The organism is Pseudoxanthomonas sp. G3, from assembly GCF_057654715.1.
In genome coordinates this window covers 2,788,472-2,807,563 of record NZ_CM172805.1, presented here as the reverse complement: position 1 = coordinate 2,807,563, position 19,092 = coordinate 2,788,472, and the positions used below count along the sequence as shown (strand labels likewise).

Here is a 19,092-nt window from a genome sequence, read left to right as displayed (position 1 = left end):
AAAGTTGTTTCCTATGGACGTCCTGCTCGCCAATCCCCGCGGTTTCTGCGCCGGCGTCGACCGCGCCATCGAGATCGTCAAGCGCGCCATCGAAACGCTGGGCGCGCCGATCTACGTGCGCCATGAAGTGGTGCACAACCGCTTCGTCGTCGACGACCTGAAGCAGCGCGGCGCGATCTTCGTCGAGGAACTGGACGAAGTGCCGGACGGCGCCACCGTCATCTTCAGCGCCCACGGCGTCTCGCAGGCGGTGCGCGGCGAAGCCACGCGGCGCGGGCTGAAGGTCTTCGACGCCACCTGTCCGCTGGTTACCAAGGTGCACCTGGAAGTAGCGCGCCACTGCCGCGCCGGTCGCGACGTGGTGCTGATCGGCCACGCCGGCCACCCCGAGGTGGAAGGCACGATGGGGCAGTGGAACCGCGAGGGCGGGGACGGGCAGATCTATCTGGTGGAAGACATCGACCAGGTCGCCACGCTGGAAGTGAACCAGCCGGAGAACCTGTTCTACACCACCCAGACCACGCTGTCGGTGGACGACACGGTGGGCATCATCCAGGCGTTGCAGGCGCGCTTCCCGGCCATCCACGGGCCGAAGAACGATGACATCTGCTACGCCACTCAGAACCGCCAGGACGCCGTGCGCGACCTGGCGAAGCAGTGCGACCTGGTGCTGGTGGTCGGCTCGCCGAACAGCTCCAACTCCAACCGCCTGCGCGAGCTGGCCGAGCGCGATGGCGTGGAGTCGTACCTGATCGACGGCGCGCATGAAATCGATCCGCGCTGGGTCGACGGCAAGCAGCGCATCGGCGTGACCGCCGGCGCCTCCGCGCCGGACGTGCTGATCGACGGTGTCATCCAGCGCCTGCGCGACCTCGGCGCCGCCGGTGTCAGCGAACTGGACGGCGAGCCGGAGAACATGGTGTTCGCGCTGCCGAAGGAACTGCGGCTGCAGCTGGTCGGCTGAGACTTCAGCCTTACGCGCACACGCGACGGGAGACGCCCATGTCGGAATGCTGCGGATGCGGGAAGGTCGTCGATGTCGCCGCGCTCGAGGCGAAGCAACGCCGCGTGCTGCGTGGGGTGCTGGCGATCAACCTCGCCACCTTCGCGATGATGATGTTCGCCGCCTGGCGCGCGCATTCGTCGTCGCTGCTGTCCGGGAGCCTCGACAATCTTGGTGATGCGCTGACCTATGCGATCAGCCTGGCGGTGGTCGGCGCGTCGTTGCGTGCGAAGGCGAAGGTCGCATTCTTCAAGGGCCTGCTTATCCTCGGTGCCGCGGTCGCGGTAGGCGTGCAGATCGCGTGGCGGCTGGCCCATCCCGCGGTGCCGCTGTTCGAAGGCATGGGCATCGCCGCCGCGTTGAACCTGGCGGCGAACGTTGCGTGCCTGTGGCTGCTCACGCCGTACCGCACCGGCGACGTCAACATGGCGTCGGCGTGGGAATGCTCGCGCAACGACATCTTCGAGGGCGGCGCCGTGCTGCTGGCCGCCATGCTGGTGTGGCTGTTCGGGGCGGGCTGGCCAGACCTGCTGATCGCGGTCGCGTTGTTGGTGATGTTCCTGCGTTCTTCTTCGCGTGTGCTGCGCGCCGCCTGGCGTGAACTGAAGGCGGCACCGGCGGGGGGCGTCACCGCCACGCGTTGATCCCGGCGTGCACGCTTGTTAGAGAGATGGCGTGGCCCCTAAGATCGACCAGCATCCAGGGGAAGGCGCGTCGTCTCGGAGCGCCGTGGGTGAACGGGGATGTCGGCCTGCGGGCCCGGCGATCCAGGACTGAGACTTCCAGGGGAAATGAATGAAGCGTTCGACGATGGCGGCGGGAGCCGCGCTGCTCTTGCTGCTGTGCGGTTCCGTGGCGGCGCAGACGGCACCTGCTTCGGGGTCCGCGAAGTTGGTGACGTATCTGTTCGAGGTGTTCCGCGGGTATGAGGTGATCCTGCAGTCGATGCGCGAGCAGATGCCTACCGACCCCGCGGAGAAGGCGATGATGGAAGGCTCGATCGCCGCGTTCGATGTCGACGAACTGGCGGCGCGGCTCAACGTGCCGTTGTCCCAACTGCTGACGCCGCAGGAAGCCGAGCACTGCGCGGCGTTGATCAGGTCCGAGAGCGGGACCGACCTGGCCGAGGCCGCCCGCCGGGTCGCCACGCTCGACGACCTCCTCCCGGCGCTGGAAAAGCTGCCCACGCCGAAGAAGGACGCCATCGCCGCGATGTTCGAGGCGCCATGCTTCAAGAAGACCATCGCCTACATCAATTCGGCCGAAGCGAACCAGGTGTCCTCCGACTACGGCAAGAGCCTGGTCTGCGACTACCTGGCGCGAACCGACCCGGAAAAGTCGGCGCTGGCGAAGCAGCACGGGTTGTGCCTGTGAGGGAGTTGTTTGCTGTCCTATAGGTTTGAACGAGCGCATAGGTTGGGGTGAGCTCGCGAACCCCACAATGCACGGACAACATCAGAGGCCACGGACGTTCGACGCATCCGTCAGGAGGAAGCCAGGCTTCCTGTCGAGCCGCGGAAAGTCCCTGACGCGCCACGATGGCTCGCCATCACCTCGCGAAGCCTTGCGGCCAGGGCGGAGATCCTTGGCGGCAACGATGTTTTCTTCGACACCTCGACCCGATAAGGCTCGACACCGAGGTGGATTTCCCTGTCGCCCAGCGTGGGAGGTTCCCGATCGAGGAGTGATGCCTCGTCGACTCATAGGAACACTTCGCGATGCGAGGAAACCGGCCTGGTCATCTCACTTCAGTGCGGTGCGCGCGCACCTTCTTGGGTCGACGTCTCACATTCGAGGGGTGCGGGTGATGCTCTGCGAGGTGGACGAGCACAGCGACGTGACAATTGTTAGCCATTTTCCGTCGTCATCGTCTTGGATGCGCACGGATGTCGGGGTAGCGTGGACGTGCCGTCGGATGCGGCGGTATCACCTGACATGGAATCAAGGAGTGACAATGAGTCAGAACCTCGTGGACTTGCAGATCGACAACACCATCCTCGATCCGCTGGATGCGGCTATTACGCAGATGGAAACCAGTCTGGCAGGCTTGATCTCACTGACGCCGGAACAGCGGCGTGGGCTGATGAAGATGGGCGAAAAGTCCGAAGCCTTCTGCCGTGCCGCCCTCAACGTGGCGCAGCAGCACAGCGGCATCATGGCGCGCGACTTCGACATCGATGCTTTCCAGCGCGATCAGCAGACCCTCGACCTGCTGCGCCCGCGCATCCTGCGCATCGCGCACCTGTATCAACGGGTGGTGGATACCGAAATGGCCCTGGGCAGCGACCAGATGGTCGCCGCCCTGGAGGTCTACGGTGCGCTGAAGGTGGCCGGCAAGGGCAAGAGCCTGGACGAAGCACGCCGCAGCTTGAGCGCGCGCTGGCGCGTGAGTACGCAAGAACCGGACGCGCCGCCAGCGGGGGAGGGCGGCAACTGATCGCGTGTTGTCGAGCGGTTGATGGACGCAGAACGGCCCCGCGATGCGGGGCCGTTCTTTTCTGGAGTTGCTGTGGCTTGGGAGCGCCGCATCGCTGAGGCGCCGCTCCCTGACGGTCCCGCGGGGCATGGACTCAGCAGGTAAGTGCGTTTACGTTCGCAACCCACTTCCCAAGCTCAACGCTGCCACGTTAGTTTCGCCGGCAAGGGGTGTCCCGCCGGGGTGGCGGACGCATGGACTCTGGCCTGCAAGGGGCTGGAACGGAGCGTTTGGATGGTTGGAAATTCGAATGTGGCGCAACTTGGCCTGTCGGCACCGAAAGCGAGCTACGTATCTGTCTGCCAATTGCGGGGTCGGTTACTCGCTGTACCGAAGAAATTCATTTTTAGCCTGGCTGCAGCGCTGCTTCTGGTGGGCGTTACGGCGCATGCTACGGAACCAGAACCGACCAATCTCGAACGCGTCCGGGCCATACTTGATTTTGGCGGGTCCGGCAGTGGCGGTATGTTCTCGTTCATGATTGACGCCTACGGTGCGCAGCAGTACCGAGGTGTGCGTCAAGAAAACGAGGGTGCGTCCGAGTCACAACAGAAAGATCCATGCCCCGACGCAGAAGGGGATAGTTCGGTAGCTCCCAAGACCGTAGGCAATCCGGTCGTGCTCGCTACAGGCAACAAGATCGAGCCCGAGCTGGACTTCAGCAGCTCCGGCGAAATGGGCCTGTTCCTGCAGCGCACCTATAACCACTACTGGCCCGGCGCAGGTCTCTTCGGCAAGCACTGGGTCAGCAATTTCGACTACAAGTTGACCTTCGGCAGCTTCGCGTTGGATGCATGCTATCCGCGACAAGGCGGTGGTGCGTGCGGGGTGGGCAGCCACACTGAGATCTACGCCTGGCGTCCGGACGGCCGCATCATCAAGTACATCCGCAATGCCACCGACGGCGTGTTCTACGAGGACAAGCCATCACCCATCGCGCGCATCGTCAAGCAGGCCGACAACAGCTTCGTGCTCTATGGCGAAGACAATGAGGTCGAGACGTACTCCTCGGCCGGTTACGTTGTCACGGTGCGCAATGCCCAGAACATCGGTTGGACGTATACCTATACGTCAGGCACCTATCCTTATCGCGTCACCCACACCTCCGGGCGCTATGTCGAGTTCACCTGGACCGGGACGCAGTTGACGGCAGTCCGGGACCCGGCAGGGAACTTCTACGGCTACTCGTACACCGCGAACCAGTTCGGTACCGGACTGCACCGGCTGTCTGCGACGTCCCGTCCCGGCACGCCTGCCACGGCCATCGCCTACCACTATGAGTTCACCAGCGACCCATCCGCGCTGACGGGCAAGAGCATCGGTGGTTCGCGCTACTCCATCTTCCAGTACGACGGCACGGGTTTCATGCGAACCAGCATGCATGGCCTGAACCTGACCACGGCCGTGGAGAAGTACAACTACACTTACCTGCGCGGCCAGAACGGCGCCCTCACTGCCACCGTAACGAACCCGCTGGGACACCAGACGGTCTATCAGTTCCAGGATGGCAAGCCCACGTCGGTATCGGGTGCGGCAACGACGTACTGCGCCAGCCGGTATGCGGAGACTGTCTATGATGCCAATGGATATCCGTTGCTCAAGTCCGACTACAAGGGCAACGACACCCAGTTCACTTACAACGCCAAGGGACAGTTGACCCAGAAGATCGAAGGCTACGGAACGGCGCTGGCCCGAACCACCCAGTATGTGTGGCATCCGACACTGAATCGGATGGAGAGCGTCACGGTGGTTGGCGTGGCCAAGGTCGAATACACCTATGCGGCCAATGGACGGGTCGCGTCCATCACCGAGACCAATCTGCTGGCGCCCGCGCCGGCGACGAATCTCAACCAAACGCGCACCACCACCTACGCCTACACCACCCATGCCAACGGGATGCTGGCGACGATCACGGTGGATGGACCGTTGTCCGGTGCAGGCGACGCCACGGTGACCAGCTACGACAACCAGGGCAATCTGGTGTCCGTTGCCAACAGCCTTGGCCACACGCAAAGCTTCAGCAACTTCAATGGGCTGGGGCAGCCTGGCCGGGTCACAGGGGTCAACGGCGACATCACCGACCTTACCTACGATGCGGGCGGCCGTACCCTTCGCGTGAGGCGATATCCAGACGGAACGCAGGCGGCCGACATCACCTACACCTATAACGGCAAGGGATTGCTGGCGTCTGTCGTCAGCATCGACGGCGTGACCACGAACTACACCTACGACCTCTTCTTCCGGTTGGAGAAGAAGGCAAGCCCCGTCTCCGGTGTGCTACAGAACGGCGGCTCCGAAGAGTCCATGGCCTATTACTACAATGCCGCCAGCGACGTGGTCCAGCGTGAAATCAAGAACACCTATGGCCACTACGAAACCCAGTGCACACGCTGGCGCACAGTGGAAGGAGCGCCGGAGTGTGTTCAGTACGGGTCGGTGTGGGTAGTCAGTCCGGTCACCACGCAGAGTGCATTCACCGACTATGACGAGTTGAGTCGGCCTCGGGCGAGTCGGGGCAACTACGGTCTGAATGTCCGCTACGGCTATGACGTCGACGACACGCTGGTCACGGTGAAGGATTCGCAGGATCGCGTCACCACCCTGACCTACGATGCGCTGGGCCGGGTTACCTCGTCCAAGGATCCGCTAAACCAGACGACCTACATCGAGTACAACGCCGGCGACCAGGTCACCAAGGTCACCGACCCCCGGGGCAAGATCACGACGTACGTCTATGACGGGTTCGGGCAGGTGTGGTCGCAGTCGAGTCCTGATACAGGAACCACGACCTACCAGTACAACGCCTATGGCCAGCTGACACACATGGTCCGCAATGATGGCAGTGCGTTGGTATATGACTATGACGCGCTGGGGCGGGTGATCTGGTACGGGGCGTCAGCGGCAGAAGGGCGTCAGCTGGTCTACGACAATTGCCACCATGGCTATGGTTACGGTGATGGGAACGGGTATGGAAAGGGCCGGCTCTGTGGCATCACAGCAAGCGGAGGTCAATGGACGCAGTTCACCTACCTGGCAGATGGTCGTCTTTCCACACGAAGGGAGGGCATCACGGGTAATAGCGTGACCACGGACTATTGGACGCGCTACTACTACGACGTTTATGGCCGATTGAACTCGTTGACGTATCCGAACGGCGTTGCGGTGGGATACGGTTACGCGTCGGGTAAGCTCAAAACAATGACCGTGAACATTGGAGGATCAATCTCCAATGTTGTCTCGGACTCACTCTATGCGCCTTACAACGGAATCTCGGAGGTCGCGTTAGGTAACGGACTTCAGCTTGTGATGCCGAAAGATTCGGACGGACGCACCACAGGAATTACCCTCTCCAACGGGGCGAGCTACTTACAGAACTTGGCATATGCCTGGACCGCAGACGATCAGATATCGACCATTACAAACGGCGTCAGCTCAACTCTGACGCAGCAGTATGCCTATGACGCTATTTCGCGTTTGACGGGCGTGACGTCGGGTTCCGGGAATCAGTCGTTTGGCTACGATGCGAACGGAAACAGGACGTCCGCGACGGGCGCGACCTTCGGGGCGGGCACCTATTCCATCGAGAGCGCCAGTAATCGGGTGTCCCTGCTTACGGGGACTTCGCCAAGCCGGCCCATCGAGTATCAGTACGATACGGTGGGCAACCTGACGTGGACCCATGATCACGGGAGGTACATCGCCAGCTACGGGTACAACGCCTTTTCTAACATGGCGTCTGCCTCCCATTTCAACGGCTCCACAACGGATAGCATCGGATACGGCTACAACGCCTTCAACGAGCGTGTCTGGAAGTCCGCTCCAAGTCACGGGTACTACCGCTACGTGTATGGTCCTGGAAGCCGCTTGATGAGCGAGCACAAAGACAATGGCGATGTGTGGACCAATTACTTGTGGTTCGGTAGCGAGCTGGTCGGGATTACGCGCGGTAGTCAGATGTACTGGGTGCACGGCGACCACCTCGGTCGTCCTGAAATCGTGACCAACAGCGCCAAGGCCGTGATGTGGCGTGCCAGCAACTATGCATTCGACCGTGCGGTGACGCTGGACAGCATCGGGAGCCTGAACGTCGGCTTCCCGGGGCAGTACTATGATCAGGAGACGGGGCTCTGGTACAACGTCAACCGCTACTACGATGCGCGATTGGGGCGATATGTACAGTCTGATCCGATCGGCTTAGGAGGGGGAGCAAACACATATGCTTACGTGGGCGCAGACCCCGTGAATCTTGTGGATTCGCAAGGAAAACAAGGGGCGCGGCCGACGAATAGATGGAACGCCGTCCAGCAAGCTTTGGGTGGCCGGGGGCTCACTCGTGCCCAGATTCATTCCATTTGGAGACAGGTACAGCGTGAGAGCTGGCTGGGCTTGAATCGGGATTTGGACTTGTCGTTGAATAACTTCCCCGATCCAGTTAAGACCCCTGATCTAGATACCGTAAAGTGCAATGCACACGGGCATTGCACTGTAGAGGTCATCATCTGTGTGTGTCCGCCGAGCAGCAGCTGTCCAATTGTTCCCACTGTGGGGCCCGCTCCGCAGGACAACCCTAGTTGCCGTTGCACGCGTGCGACTATGGCGATTGATATCTAGTGATGGAGATAAGGCGTGAGGGCGATTTTCAAAACTTTAATAATCGTTCAAGTGGTTAATTTGGTGGTGTTCTATTTTTTACCGATTGACTATCTTTTCGATCAAAGTTCCATGATGGCGCTCTCTTGGTTGGGCGAGGGTGCCCAGGTTTCATTGGAGCTCTTACAGTGGGTCGGCCTGTTCTACGCTGTAGGGTTGTTCGTCGCGTATGCAGGCATGCTTTTCTTTACAAATTGGTCGAGATGGCTCCACTTAGTGCTCGTGATTTCGGGTGGAGCCGTAATCGCGGTCAGTGGCATTTCTATACAGGCCTCGTCGGAGGCGGCACTGGGCTACATGGCGACACTGCTGGATGGCCTAATCATTGGGATCGCCTTCATGTCGCAGCTTCGAGCCAGTTTCCGCGAAGTTCCTAAACATGGACGCTAAATTCCTACTCGCGGTCGCTGCTTCGGAACTAGTCAGCCTCTTCGTGGTTTACAGATTGTTGAAAGGCAAGAGGTCGCGGCTTGAGAAAGCTGCGCTTGCGGTCGTGGCATTTGTACCCTTCTTGGGGCCGCTGCTTTATGCGTTCTTGGCAGAGGATGTTCCTCCAAACCCCGCAGTGTTTCAGAATCGTGGGCCGCGAGGTAGCTTTACGCACCGGATGATTGGAATAGAGGCTGATCTAGAAGCCTCGGACGATCACGATCAGAAGAATGCTGCGCCAAGAAAAGAAGAATCTGATGGAAGGGAGTCGCGCTAACGGCGAGACAGGGTTAGGGGGCCTTTCTGACGACGCTTCCAACGTCAATCTTGCCCAGGCTCCTAGGGTGTGGATGGCGAGCCCGCAATGTGCGGATCCGGTGATGGCCTGTTGGAGCGAAAGTGTGATTGCCGTGAATAGACTTCTTGCTTTTCTACCTGCCTTTCTACTGATGCAGTATTCCTTCGTGGCCGTTGCTCATGAAGATGTCTTGGAAAAGCCCACCCGGGTTCAAGCCGACAACGAGGCAGTTGCGCGAGCGTACAAGATGGCGATCGACAAGTTCGTCGTTGAGTTGTCCAAGGATCTTGAGCGCGATGGTGAAATGGAAGACCGCTTGGCCCTGCTGCGCAACTATCAGTCGATCGTCTATCCCAAAGGCGATGGGTTTTGCATTAGTTTTTCTCCCTTTTCGCTGAAGGGCGAGGTGGTATTCGGGGGTTCAACCACCTACTGCTTCGACAAGGACGGCGTTACGTTGAAAAAGGTTCTGTGGGGCAAGTGATGGGATTGATCCCAATGTCAGCCAAGCGGACAAGGCGCAACGCACCCACCCCCGGCTTCCCAGCGGCTTACATCCCATCCCCAACACCCCGCATTGACCCGCCCCCGCCCCAACCTCTAAAATTCGCGGCTCCGCCGGAATAGCTCAGTTGGTAGAGCGGCGCATTCGTAATGCGTAGGTCGTAGGTTCGATTCCTATTTCCGGCACCAGGTGTGACAGGGCCCCGCTTCGGCGGGGCTTTGTTTTTTTCCGGGTCTCGCCCCCGGAGACGGCGGCCCGATACAGTAGCCGCTCGCCGTCCCGACAGGTTTCCCGTGGCCAAGACCTCCGCCAAGTCCCGTACCGCCTACGTCTGCACCGAATGCGGGGCCGAGCACAGCAAATGGCAGGGCCAGTGTGCCGACTGCGGGGCGTGGAATTCCCTCAGCGAGATCGTGCTGGAAACCGCCGCCGGCGCACCCGCCGCCGCCCGCCGCTCGGGCTGGGCCGGCAAGGCCGAGACCCCCAAGATCACCGCCCTGAAGGACGTGCGCCATAGCGAAGAGGCGCGCGTGACCACCGGCATCGGCGAATTCGACCGCGTGCTGGGCGGCGGCCTGGTGGAGGGCGCCGTGGTGCTGGTCGGCGGCGACCCGGGCATCGGCAAATCCACCCTGTTGCTGCAGGCCCTGGCCCGGATGTCAGACCACCTGCCGGCCCTGTACGTGACCGGCGAGGAGTCGCTGGCCCAGGTCGCCGGCCGTGCCGTGCGCCTGGACCTGCCGCTGGACAACCTGCAGGCGCTGGCGGAAACCGGCATCGAGGCCATCCTGCAACACGCCTCCGTCGCGCGGCCGAAACTGATCGTCGCCGACTCCGTCCAGACCCTGTGGACCGAATCGCTCACCGCTGCGCCCGGCTCCGTCAGCCAGGTGCGCGAGAGCGCCGCGCGGTTGGTGCGCTACGCCAAGGAGACCGGCACGGCCGTGTTCCTGGTGGGCCACGTGACCAAGGAGGGCGGCATCGCCGGTCCGCGCGTGCTCGAGCACATGGTCGATGCGGTGTTGTATTTCGAAGGGGAGAGCGGCAGCCGGTTCCGCGTGCTGCGCGCGTTCAAGAACCGCTTCGGCGCCGTGAACGAACTGGGTGTCTTCGCGATGGGCGAAAAGGGCCTGAAGGAAGTGCCCAATCCGTCGGCGATCTTCCTGTCCGGCAGCGCCCAGCAGCCCGGCAGCTGCGTGATGGTCACCCGCGAGGGCACGCGTCCGTTGCTGGTGGAAGTGCAGGCGCTGGTGGACAGCTCGCCGCTGTCCAACCCGCGGCGCGTGGCGGTGGGCCTGGAGCAGAACCGCCTGGCCATGCTGCTGGCCGTGCTGCACCGGCACGGCGGCGTGGTGGTGGGCGACCAGGACGTGTTCGTGAATGTCGTCGGCGGCATCCGCTTGCAGGAAACCGCGGCCGACCTGCCGGTGCTGCTGGCCGTGCTGTCCTCGCTGCGCGACCGCCCGCTGGCCGAGAAGACCATCGCCTTCGGCGAAGTAGGCCTGTCCGGCGAGATCCGCCCCGTGCCCAACGGCGAAGAGCGCCTGCGCGAAGCGGCCACGCACGGCTTCAAGCGCGCCATCGTGCCCAAGGGCAACGCGCCGAAGTCGGGCACGTTCAAGGGCCTAGAGGTAGTGGCGGTGGAGCGGCTGTCGCAGGCGCTGGAGGCGGCTGCGGAGTAGGGGGCAAATGTTGTGGGAGCGACGTAAGTCGCGACTACAAAGCCGCTGGTTTCCACTTGGGAAGTAGATTCACCGTCGCGACTTACGTCGCTCCCACAAGTCGGTTAAGCGCGCCTCAACACCATTTCATAGACGAACTTGCTGCCGAAGAACGCCAGCAGCAGCAGCGCCATCGCGGCGAGGGTCCAGCGGACGGCTTTCACGCCTCGCCAGCCGTAGCGCCAGCGGCCGACCAGCAGGGCGCCGAACGCCAGCCATGACAGCACGCTCAGCACGGTCTTGTGGCTGAGCTTCTGGGCCAGAAAGTTCTCCACGAACAGCACGCCGGTCAGCAGCGTGGCGGTCAGCAGGATGAAGCCGACCGTGATCGTGCGGAACAGCAGGTCCTCCAGTTCGGTCAGCGGCGGCAGGGCGCGCAGCCAGAGGTGGAATTCGCGCCGGCGCAGGGCGCGTTCCTGCGCCCACAGCATCACCGCCAACAGCGCGGCGATGGCCAGTGCGGCGTAGGCCAGCAGCGCGAGCCAGGCGTGCAATTGCAGACGCCAGTCGAGCCCGCTCGAGGCTTGGTGACCATAGACGTGGTACGCCGCCAGCAACAGGGCGGCCAACGGGAACGCGACCACGCCCAGTGCCGCCATCCGGCCCTGGACCGCGACCAGCAGGGTCATTGCCGCCATGCCCAGCGCCACCAGCGAGAGCGCGGCGAAGAAATGCATGTCCGGTCCGCCCGGCGTGCGCCAGGCCACCAGCAAGTGGTAGGCCCCGTGCAGCGCCACCGCCCCCAGTGCCGGCCACAGCCAGGGACGCGAAGTCTCGCCGGTATCGCGGGCCACGGTTCGGACCAGCAGGCCGGCGGCCAGCAGATACAGCGCAACGGCGATGAGAATGACTGTCATCCGGAGAGTGTCGCACAGCGGGCCGCGCCGGCGCAGGGGCGCGGGCGGCCTGTGCGGGCGGCAACGGAGGCGGAAGGGCGGGGCCGCTATAATCGCCGTCCGTTTTCCCCTGGCCTGCCTGCTTCCATGTTCGAATCCCTGACCCAGCGACTCTCCGGCACTATCGAACGCCTGCGCGGCCGTGGCCGCCTGAGCGAGGAGAACATCCGCGAGGCCACCCGCGAGGTCCGCATCGCCCTGCTGGAGGCCGACGTCGCCCTGCCGGTGGTGCAGGCGCTGATCGAGCGAATCAAGGTGCGCGCCGTGGGCCAGGAGGTGCTGAAGTCACTTACGCCCGGTCAGGCGCTGATCAAGGTGGTCCGCGACGAGCTGACCGCGGTGATGGGTTCGCAGGCCAGCGATCTGAACCTCAACGTGCCCGCGCCCGCCGTCATCCTGATGGCCGGCCTGCAGGGCGCCGGCAAGACCACCACTGTCGGCAAGCTGGCCAAGCACCTGCGCGAGAAGCGCAAGAAGAAGGTCATGGTGGTCAGTGCGGACGTGTACCGCCCGGCCGCGATCGAGCAGTTGAAGACGCTGGCGCAGCAGGTGGACGTGCTGTTCTTCCCGTCCGACGCCGGCCAGAAGCCGGAGGACATCGTGCGCGCCGCCATCGACGATGCGCGCAAGTCCTTCGTCGACGTGCTGCTGGTCGATACCGCCGGTCGCCTGGCGATCGACGAGGCCATGATGGCCGAGATCAAGGCGCTGCACGCGGCGGTCAAGCCGGTGGAAACGCTGTTCGTCGTCGACGCGATGACCGGCCAGGACGCCGCCAACACCGCCAAGGCCTTCAGCGAAGCGCTGCTGCTCACGGGCGTGGTGCTGACCAAGACCGACGGCGATGCGCGCGGTGGCGCGGCGTTGTCGGTCCGCTACATCACCGGCAAGCCGATCAAGTTCATCGGCGTGGGCGAAAAGCCCGACGGCCTGGATGTGTTCCACCCCGAGCGTGTGGCCAACCGCATCCTCGACATGGGCGACGTGCTGTCGCTGGTCGAGCAGGTGGAGCAGAGCGTCGACCGCGAGAAGGCCGAGAAGCTGGCCGCGAAAGTCATCAAGGGCAAGAAATTCGACCTCAACGACATGCGCGACCAGCTGGAGCAGATGCAAAACATGGGCGGCATCGGCGGCCTGATCGACAAGCTGCCCGGCATGGGCCAGATCCCCGAGCATGTGAAGCAGCAGGTGCAGCAGGGCAAGGAAGTGCCGCGCATGATCGCCATCATCAATTCCATGACGAAGAAGGAGCGCCGCAATCCGGCGCTGCTCAATGGCTCGCGCCGCGCGCGCATCGCCAAGGGCGCCGGCCTGACGCCGGCCGACGTCAACAAGCTGATGAAGCAGTATCAGCAGATGGAAAAGATGATGGGCAAGCTCGCCGGCGGCGGCATGAAGGGCATGATGCGCAACATGAAGAGCATGATGGGCGGCCGGGGCGGCATGCCGTTCCGCTAAGGCTTTCGCTTGTTGTGGGAGCGACGTAAGTCGCGACCGTACACCTACAGCTTTCATGATGTTTTCTTTGCCGCGGTGGCGACTCACGTCGCTCCTACAAGGGAATCAGGAGTCGCCCGCATGACCTCGGCCTTCCTCAACGGCAAGCCTGCCACCGCCGACGACCTGCGTGCGCTTGCGCTGGCCAACTACGGTCACTTCACCTCGATGCAGGTGCGCGACGGTGCCGTGCAGGGGCGCGACCTGCACGTCGAGCGACTGGAAACCGCCACGCAAGCGTTGTTCGGCACGTCGCTCGATGGCGCGTCTGCGCTGCGGCAGTCCGCGCATGCGATGGAATCGGTCGGGCTGCGCGACGCGTCCGTGCGCATCACCGTGTTTTCCCTGCATTTCGACTACCGCGATCCGGCGCGCGCGGTGACGCCGCATGTCCTGATCACGTTGTCGCCTCCCGCGGCGAGCGAAAAGCCGGCGCTGCGCGTGAAGACCTACCCGTTCGTGCGTCCACTGCCGCAGTTCAAGCACGTGGGCACGTTTCCGCTGTTCCACTATCGCCGGCAGGCGCTGGCGGACGGCTTCGACGATGCGCTGTTCGTCGATCCGGCGGGGCAAGTGGTGGAGGGCTCGATCTGGAACCTGGGCCTCTGGGACGGCGACACCGTCATCTGGCCCGAGGGGCCGGCCCTGCGGGGCACGGCCGAACGGCTGCTGCAGGCCGCCCTGACCCGGGCCGGCGTGCCGCAGCGGTCGACGCCGGTGCCGCGGGAAGACCTCGGGCGGTTCAAGGCCGCTTTTGCCTGCAACGCCAGTGGGTTACAGCCGGTGGTGGGTGTCGACGCTGTCGCATGGGGCATTGATACGGCCCTGATGACACGAATGGCGGGGGCGTTGGAAGCCTCGCCTTGGGAGCCACTTGCCTGACCGGGAAGGCCGAAGACCTCAGGTGGGTTTTCCAGACCGATTCAATGGCTTAGAATAGCCGGCTTACCTCGCCATTCTGGCGACTGGGCAACACTGGAAAACACCATGGTCAAGATCCGTCTCACCCGCGGCGGCGCGAAGAAGCGTCCGTTCTACCACATCATCGTCACCGACTCGCGCAGCGCGCGTGACGGCCGCAACATCGAGCGCGTGGGTTACTACAACCCCGTCGCCGCCGGCAACGAAAAGCGCGTCGAGCTGGACATCGCGCGCGTCGACCATTGGGTCGGCAATGGCGCCCAGCTGACCGAGAAGGTCCGCAACCTGTACAAGGAAGCCACCAAGTCCGCTCCGGCGGCCTGAGTGGTCCGGCCGCGCTTCGCGCGCGGCCTTTTCGCATGAGCCAAGAGCGCCCGACCGATCCGCAGAAGATGATTCTGCTGGGCAGGTTCCTGGGCGCTTTTGGTGTGCGCGGCCAGGTGAAGATCGAATCCTGGACCGAGCCGCGCGACGCCATCTTCCGCTATCAGCCGTGGACGCTGCGCGATGCCCGTGGCGGCGAGCGCGAGCTCACCGGCGTGCGTGGCAAGGCGTCCGGCAAGCACCTCGTCGCCACGCTGCCCGAGATCGAGGACCGCGACGCGGTCGAAGCGCTGCACGGCATCGAGATCCACGTGCCGCGTTCGGCGCTGCCAGCGCCGCAGCCTGGCGAGTTCTATTGGGTCGACCTGGAAGGCCTGCGCGTGGTGAACAGCGACGGCACCGACTTCGGTACGGTCTCCCACCTGTTTTCCACCGGTTCGAACGATGTGCTGGTGGCGCGCGGCGACCGTGAACGGCTGATTCCCTTCGTCGAACCCGATTTCGTCCGCTCGGTGGATTTCGAGGCGGGCGTGGTCACGGTGGACTGGGACCCCGAGTTCTAGCCGCTTCGCCGGCGACCGCCTTGGCGGTTACCCTGCTTCCCCAACGAGCTGCAGCCGATCGCCATGCGCATCGACGTCATGACGCTGTTTCCCGACTTCATCGCTCAGGCCGCGGCCGTGGGTGTGGTCGGGCGTGCGCAGGAGCGCGGGCTGCTGTCGCTGCACGGCTGGAATCCCCGCGACTACGCCACCGGCGGCTACCGTCGCGTGGACGACCGTCCGTTCGGCGGTGGCCCAGGCATGGTGATGCTGGTCGAACCATTGCTGGCCTGCCTGGCGGCGGTGCGCGCCGCGGATCCGGCGCCGGCGCCGGTGATCTACATGAGCCCGCAGGGCGCCCCGCTGACGCAGAAGAAGGCGCGCACCCTCGCCGCCCTGCCGCGCATGATCCTGCTTTGCGGACGCTACGAGGGTGTGGACGAGCGGTTCCTCAAGGCGGAAGTCGACGAGGAACTGTCCATCGGCGACTACGTGCTGTCCGGCGGCGAACTGGCCGCCGCCGTGGTCATCGACGCTGTGGGGCGGCTGCAGGAGGGCGCGCTGAACGATGCGGACTCCGCCGTTCAGGACAGTTTCGAGGGCGATGGTCTGCTGGATTGCCCACACTACACCCAGCCATCGAGCCATCCGCTGGGTGATGTGCCTGCCGTCCTGCGCTCGGGCGACCACGCCGCAATCGCGCGCTGGCGGCGGCAGCAGGCCCTGGGGCGGACCTGGCTCCGTCGCCCGGACCTGCTGGACGAAACCGGCCTGTCCAAGGCCGACCGGGCCCTGCTGGATGCGTTCCGTGCCGGCCTGGCAGGGCAGGATGGGTCAGGGTAGCCACCCGGGCGGAAAATCCGGTAGAATGCGCGACCCTTGGGCGGTTCACGCCCCCGGACCCTATAAGAATATCGTGCAGCGCAATCCGGCGACTGCATCAGTTTCCGTTGTCGCAAGACACGATCACGCATACAAGCATTGGTGCCAACATGAGCAAGCTCCTCCAGGAATTCGAAGCCTCCCAGATCACGCGCGAGCTGCCCGCGTTCGGCCCCGGTGACACGGTCGTCGTCAACGTGAAGGTGAAGGAAGGCAATCGCGAGCGCGTGCAGGCGTACGAAGGCGTCGTCATCGCCAAGAAGAACGCCGGCCTGAACTCCGCCTTCACCGTGCGCAAGATCTCGCACGGCTACGGCGTGGAGCGCGTGTTCCAGACCCACAGCGCCTCGATCGACTCGGTCGAAGTCAAGCGCCGCGGCAAGGTCCGCGCCGGCAAGCTGTATTACCTGCGCGACCTGGAAGGCAAGGCTGCCCGCATCAAGGAAGACCTGGCCGCCAACGCCGCCGCCAAGGCCGCACGCCTGGCCGCCGCCGCAGAGTAATCCTCGTCGGTTACGCGTCCTAAACGGCCACCTTCGGGTGGCCGTTTGCGTTTGGGCGTTACGTGTTCACTCCTGATCGCCGAGGCGATCCGTCATTTTGCCGAACGAGCGCCTGCATGCCGAACACCCCATCCACGCCGATCTTCCGTGCTCTCGTGGTGATCGGCGGCCTTCTCGCGGGGGGCAGCATTCTTGCCGCTAACTCACCCAGCAAGAATGTCACGCTGGACACCCTCTCGCCGCTGGCGTCCGCCCCCGAGCTGACGTCGCGCCTGCTGTCACCGGTGACGCAGGACCGCATCGCCAAGTTTCGCGAGAAGGTGAACGTCAGCCTCAAGGAGCAGACGATCAAGGTAGGTGAGGAACCGTTCGAAGTGTTCGTTCCTGAACCTGCCGCCGACGGCACGTACGGTCTCATGGTTTTCGTCTGGCCCGCCGACGACATCCAGGTGCCCGAGGGTTGGTGGCGGGTGTTCCGCGACGAACACATGATCTACGTGGCATCGCGGAGGTCGAGCAACGTCGAAAACATCTTCGACAGGCGTGTGCCGCTGGCGCTGCACGGCTACGAATACGTGCGCAGCCGCTACGCCATCGATCCCGCGCGGGTTTACATCGGCGGTTTCTCGGGCGGCTCGCGGACCGCCCAACGCGTGGCGATGGCCTACCCGGATGTGTTCAGCGGCGTGTTCCTCGTGGGGGGCAGCGACTCCTTGGGCGGGGAGAGCGGCTTCACCCTGCCGTCGGCGGCGCTGTCGCGCCTGATGCAGCGGCAGACGCGCTTCGTGTTTGCGACCGGCGGCAACGACTTCCCCAACCGGGCCAAGGATGCGCGCACGCGGAAGAATCTGGAGGCGCTGTGCATGCAGGGCCTGCGGGTGGTCCCGCAGAACGGCGTGGAGCACTGGGTGCCGGACGGCCGAGGTTTCCGGCGGGTGATGAACGAACTGGAACGACCGGTCGACGCGACGCCCGACGCTGACACGTGCCTGGCGGGCCTGGACCACGACATCGGCAGGCAGCTCGATCAGGTGGCGGCAAAGGTGGACGAGGGCAAGCTCGACGAAGCCCAGCGATTGCTGGCGCAGGTTGACGCGCAGTACGGCGGGCTGGCCGCACCTCGCAGCGTGGAATTGTCGCGCGCCATCGCCAACAGGGCGGGGCTTTATGAACTGCCGTAGCGCCTCGCAGTGCGCGTCCTGACAATGGCATGATGGTCCTGCATTATCGCGCTCCAATTCTCCAGCTTACGCTACGCGCCACCGATTCACGATGCAGAAACAAGAATCCACGGTTGAGGCCACCCGCCTCGATATCTGGCTATGGGCGGCACGCTTCTTCAAGACCCGCAGTCTTGCCAAGCATGCCGTCGAGACAGGCAAGGTCGACGTGGGTGGGCAGCGGGCGAAGTCCTCGCGCGCGGTGCGTGTGGGTGATGTGTTGGCGATCACGCGCGGCGAGGAAACCTATGAGGTCGAAGTGCGCGGGGTGAGCGACCAGCGCGGTCCTGCGCCCGTGGCGCGGATGCTGTACCTCGAATCGGAAGCGTCGCGTCAGAAGCGCGAAGCGGTCCTCGCATCACGGCGTGCAGAGCGCGCCGGTTACCAGGCACCGGAATCCAAGCCCGACAAGCGGGCGCGGCGCCTGATCCGCGCGCTGGGCGACATCGACGCGATGTAAAAAAGGGCGCCGAGGCGCCCTTCTTCTTCTTGCATCATGCGGGCCGCTCAGCGTCCGCCACCGAACATGCCGCTGCCCATCTTCAGGATGTCGCCCAGGCCCAGCTGTCCGTCACCATCCTGATCCAGCACCGCACCGAGCAGGCCACCGCCTAGGCCGCCTTGCTGCTGCACCTGGCGCTGCTCCTGGCCCAGCACTTCGGCCAATCCCAAAGGATTGTTCTGCGCGCCGCCCTGGGTCATGCGCTGGGCGATGAAGGCGAGCACGATCGGGGCAAGGATCTTCAGCAACTGGCCGGCACGTTCGCCGCCCAGGCCGGTCGCCTGGCCGAGGCCGAGTTCCGCGCGGTTCTGTTGGCCGCCGAAGACATGACCGAGGATGCCGGCACCGTTGGCTTGCGGCGACGCCGCGCCGCCCAGGACCGCACCCAGCACGCTGCCGATATCCAGACCGCTGTGGTTGCGCTGCAATGCGCCGAACAGCGCTTCCGCGCCTTGCGGCTGTGCCGTGTTGCGGCCCAGTGCGCCCAGCAGCAGCGGCAGCGCGGCGCCGACGGCGGTGGAAGCCTGCATCTGGCCGATGCCAAGCTGTTGCGAGACCTGCTGCATCGGCGCGCCCTGCAACTGGGCGAAGAGTTCTTCTGCGAGGGAAGCGGTGCTCATCGTGCGTTCGTCCTCCTGGACGGGTGGGAAGCCGCGGATGATGCTAGCGCCAATCTGACCGTTTACCGACTCACAGTTGCAGCGGCCCGACCGACGGAAACGA

General features: G+C 63.9%; 18 protein-coding genes and 1 tRNA gene. 17 read left to right on the top strand and 2 right to left on the bottom strand.

The features are described 5' to 3' along the window. The first annotated feature begins 13 nt into the window (after nt 1–13). The 9 genes from ispH (at nt 14) to radA (ending at nt 11,043) form a co-directional block, all read left to right on the top strand. On the top strand, nt 14–964 hold the full coding sequence (ispH, locus tag AC23D6_RS13440) for a 4-hydroxy-3-methylbut-2-enyl diphosphate reductase (protein WP_487749746.1): 951 nt from the start codon (nt 14–16) through the stop codon (nt 962–964). 38 nt (nt 965–1,002) lie between these two features. Beyond that, nucleotides 1,003–1,647: a cation efflux transmembrane domain-containing protein gene (locus AC23D6_RS13435; RefSeq protein ID WP_487749745.1), complete on the top strand. Its 645-nt coding sequence runs from the start codon at nt 1,003–1,005 to the stop codon at nt 1,645–1,647. A 151-nt stretch (nt 1,648–1,798) separates the two neighbouring features. Then, nucleotides 1,799–2,377 (top strand): hypothetical protein, encoded by a 579-nt coding sequence (locus tag AC23D6_RS13430; RefSeq protein ID WP_487749744.1) that lies wholly within the window; start codon nt 1,799–1,801, stop codon nt 2,375–2,377. Nucleotides 2,378–2,957: 580 nt separating this feature from the next. Next, nucleotides 2,958–3,440, top strand: a complete 483-nt coding sequence (locus AC23D6_RS13425) for a hypothetical protein (RefSeq protein ID WP_487749743.1) — start codon at nt 2,958–2,960, stop codon at nt 3,438–3,440. Nucleotides 3,441–3,713: 273 nt separating this feature from the next. Next, complete coding sequence (locus AC23D6_RS13420) at nt 3,714–8,090, top strand: RHS repeat-associated core domain-containing protein (protein WP_487749742.1); 4,377 nt, start codon at nt 3,714–3,716, stop codon at nt 8,088–8,090. Nucleotides 8,091–8,105: 15 nt separating this feature from the next. After that, complete coding sequence (locus tag AC23D6_RS13415; RefSeq protein ID WP_487749741.1) at nt 8,106–8,519, top strand: hypothetical protein; 414 nt, start codon at nt 8,106–8,108, stop codon at nt 8,517–8,519. Nucleotides 8,520–8,788: 269 nt separating this feature from the next. Further along, nucleotides 8,789–9,340, top strand: coding sequence for a hypothetical protein (locus tag AC23D6_RS13410; protein ID WP_487749740.1), 552 nt, complete (start codon nt 8,789–8,791; stop codon nt 9,338–9,340). Nucleotides 9,341–9,473: 133 nt separating this feature from the next. Next, nucleotides 9,474–9,549, top strand: a tRNA-Thr gene (locus AC23D6_RS13405). A 105-nt stretch (nt 9,550–9,654) separates the two neighbouring features. Beyond that, entirely contained in the window at nt 9,655–11,043 is a 1,389-nt protein-coding gene (radA, locus tag AC23D6_RS13400) for a DNA repair protein RadA (RefSeq protein ID WP_487749739.1), read from the top strand. A gap of 104 nt (nt 11,044–11,147) precedes the next feature. Here the strand turns inward: radA and AC23D6_RS13395 are convergent, their stop codons facing one another. Continuing rightward, nucleotides 11,148–11,939 (bottom strand): cytochrome C assembly family protein, encoded by a 792-nt coding sequence (locus AC23D6_RS13395; protein WP_487749738.1) that lies wholly within the window; start codon nt 11,937–11,939, stop codon nt 11,148–11,150. Nucleotides 11,940–12,065: 126 nt separating this feature from the next. On the opposite strand from AC23D6_RS13395, the gene ffh reads away from it, so the two are divergent. The 8 genes from ffh to AC23D6_RS13355 all read left to right on the top strand — a co-directional run bounded on the left by ffh (nt 12,066) and on the right by AC23D6_RS13355 (nt 18,327). Continuing rightward, nucleotides 12,066–13,436 (top strand): signal recognition particle protein, encoded by a 1,371-nt coding sequence (gene ffh / locus AC23D6_RS13390; protein WP_487749737.1) that lies wholly within the window; start codon nt 12,066–12,068, stop codon nt 13,434–13,436. Between the two features lie 120 nt (nt 13,437–13,556). Then, on the top strand, nt 13,557–14,357 hold the full coding sequence (locus tag AC23D6_RS13385; protein WP_487749736.1) for an aminotransferase class IV family protein: 801 nt from the start codon (nt 13,557–13,559) through the stop codon (nt 14,355–14,357). Nucleotides 14,358–14,462: 105 nt separating this feature from the next. Further along, nucleotides 14,463–14,720 (top strand): 30S ribosomal protein S16, encoded by a 258-nt coding sequence (rpsP, locus tag AC23D6_RS13380; RefSeq protein ID WP_056878379.1) that lies wholly within the window; start codon nt 14,463–14,465, stop codon nt 14,718–14,720. Nucleotides 14,721–14,755: 35 nt separating this feature from the next. Continuing rightward, the gene (gene rimM / locus AC23D6_RS13375) at nt 14,756–15,283 is read left to right on the top strand and encodes a ribosome maturation factor RimM (protein WP_487749735.1); all 528 of its coding nucleotides are present in this window, start codon (nt 14,756–14,758) and stop codon (nt 15,281–15,283) included. Between the two features lie 63 nt (nt 15,284–15,346). Next, nucleotides 15,347–16,105: a tRNA (guanosine(37)-N1)-methyltransferase TrmD gene (gene trmD, locus AC23D6_RS13370; protein WP_487749734.1), complete on the top strand. Its 759-nt coding sequence runs from the start codon at nt 15,347–15,349 to the stop codon at nt 16,103–16,105. A gap of 149 nt (nt 16,106–16,254) precedes the next feature. Continuing rightward, nucleotides 16,255–16,647: a 50S ribosomal protein L19 gene (gene rplS / locus AC23D6_RS13365; RefSeq protein WP_271249440.1), complete on the top strand. Its 393-nt coding sequence runs from the start codon at nt 16,255–16,257 to the stop codon at nt 16,645–16,647. Nucleotides 16,648–16,763: 116 nt separating this feature from the next. Beyond that, a complete protein-coding gene (locus tag AC23D6_RS13360) occupies nt 16,764–17,828 on the top strand; it encodes a hypothetical protein (RefSeq protein WP_487749733.1) in 1,065 nt (354 codons plus the stop codon). A 91-nt stretch (nt 17,829–17,919) separates the two neighbouring features. Further along, complete coding sequence (locus tag AC23D6_RS13355) at nt 17,920–18,327, top strand: RNA-binding S4 domain-containing protein (protein WP_487749732.1); 408 nt, start codon at nt 17,920–17,922, stop codon at nt 18,325–18,327. Nucleotides 18,328–18,374: 47 nt separating this feature from the next. Here the strand turns inward: AC23D6_RS13355 and AC23D6_RS13350 are convergent, their stop codons facing one another. Further along, nucleotides 18,375–18,989, bottom strand: a complete 615-nt coding sequence (locus AC23D6_RS13350; RefSeq protein WP_487749731.1) for a DUF937 domain-containing protein — start codon at nt 18,987–18,989, stop codon at nt 18,375–18,377. Nucleotides 18,990–19,092: the final 103 nt, after the last annotated feature.